The organism is Deltaproteobacteria bacterium (genome assembly GCA_016875225.1).
GTDB lineage: Bacteria > Myxococcota_A > UBA9160 > SZUA-336 > SZUA-336 > VGRW01.
Genome location: VGRW01000179.1, coordinates 1 through 1677 on the forward strand (window position 1 = coordinate 1; position 1677 = coordinate 1677).

At 70.0% G+C, this 1677-nt stretch carries 1 protein-coding gene; it reads left to right on the forward strand.

What is annotated here, in order from left to right; all coding sequences use genetic code 11:
• Positions 1–232: 232 nt before the first annotated feature.
• Positions 233–1677 (forward strand): AMP-binding protein (locus tag FJ108_18580; protein MBM4337900.1); only part of this gene is annotated, 1445 nt, incomplete at its 3' end.

Below are 1677 nucleotides of genomic sequence, written 5' to 3' on the forward strand. Positions count from 1 at the left end.
GGGGGGCATCACGAAGCCCGCGCTCGAAAGGAGCGCCAGCCGCGCGCGAGCGAGCGGCACGCGCAGCGGAGCCCAGGGGACGGGATCGACGACCCGCCAGCGGTAGCCGCGCAGGTACATCCGGATCGGCAGCGAGAACTCGGAGAGATCACCCACGGCGCGGCCTCCTGGCGCGAGGATCGACGCGCACGCGACCGGCCGCAAGCCCGATTTGCTGTGGTAGCGTAGGCGCATGCTGCTCCAACGCGCGTCCCAGCTCTGGCGCTTCGCGAAGTTCGGCCTGCCCCTGTCGCGGATGCGGCCGGAGACCCCGCGCACGATCGCGGACGTGATCGAGGAGCAGGCCGCGGCCCGCGCGCGCCACCCCTTCGTGATCTTCGAGGGCCGCACGCTCAGCTACGACGAGTACAACCGCGGCGCGAATCGCGTGGCGCACTGGGCGCTCGCCCAGGGAATCGGCCGCGGCCAGCGCGTCGCCCTGCTGATGCAGAACCGGCCCGAGTTCCTGGAGACGTGGGCGGGCCTCGCGAAGGTCGGCGCGACCAGCGCGCTGATCAACACCAACCTCACGGGTCGCGCGCTCGAGCACGCGATCGACACCGCAGACGCGAGACATCTGATCGTGGGCTCGGAGCTGCTGCCGCTTCTGGCTACCGTGGACGACGCCTCGAAATGGCAGGTCTGGGTCGCAAACGATCCCGCGAGCGACCCCGTCTCGTCGCCGGCCGGGGCGCGCGACCTCGTCGACGACCTCGCGAGCCGCCCCTCGGCGAACCCGCCGGCATCGGTGCGCGCCGGAGCGGGCGCCGGCGACGATCTCTTCTACATCTACACCTCGGGCACCACCGGGCTGCCGAAGGCGGCCCGCTTCAGCCACCTGAAGTTCTTCACCACTGGAAGCGCGGCGCGCCTTGCGGGCTTCGAGCCGCACGACGTGATGTACTGCGCGCTGCCGCTCTACCACTCGGCGGGCGGCGCGATGGCCGCCGGCGCGGTGCTGCTCTCGGGCGGGACGCTCGCGCTGCGGCGCAAGTTCAGCGCGCGCGAGTTCTGGAGCGACCTGCGCGAGACGCGCTCGACGTCGTTCCAGTACATCGGCGAGTTCTGTCGCTACCTGCTGAACCAGCCCGCGCATCCGCGCGACGGCGAGCACGAGCTCTCGTTCTGCATCGGCAACGGTCTGCGGCCCGACATCTGGGCGGACTTCCGCGACCGCTTCCGGATTCCCAAGATCGTCGAGTTCTACGGCGCGACCGAGGGAAACGTCGCGATGATGAACCTCGACAACAAGCTCGGCTCGGTCGGCCGGATTCCGTCGAGGCTGCTGATGGACGCGCGCGTGGTCCGCTACGACGTCGAGCGGGACGAGCATCCGCGCGACGCGAAGGGACACCTGATCGAGTGCGAGCTCGGCGAGGTGGGCGAGTTGATCGGCGCCATGCCGACGCGCGCCGGCGATTCGCGCGGACGCTTCGAGGGCTACACCTCGAAGGAGGCGACCGAGCGCAAGATTCCTGCGCAACGCCTTCGCCGAGGGCGACGCGTTCTTCCGCACCGGCGATCTGCTGAAGAAGGACAAGCAGGGCTACTTCTACTTCGTCGACCGGATCGGCGACACGTTCCGCTGGAAGGGCGAGAACGTCTCGACGCAGGAGGTCGCCGAGGCGGTGAGCTCCT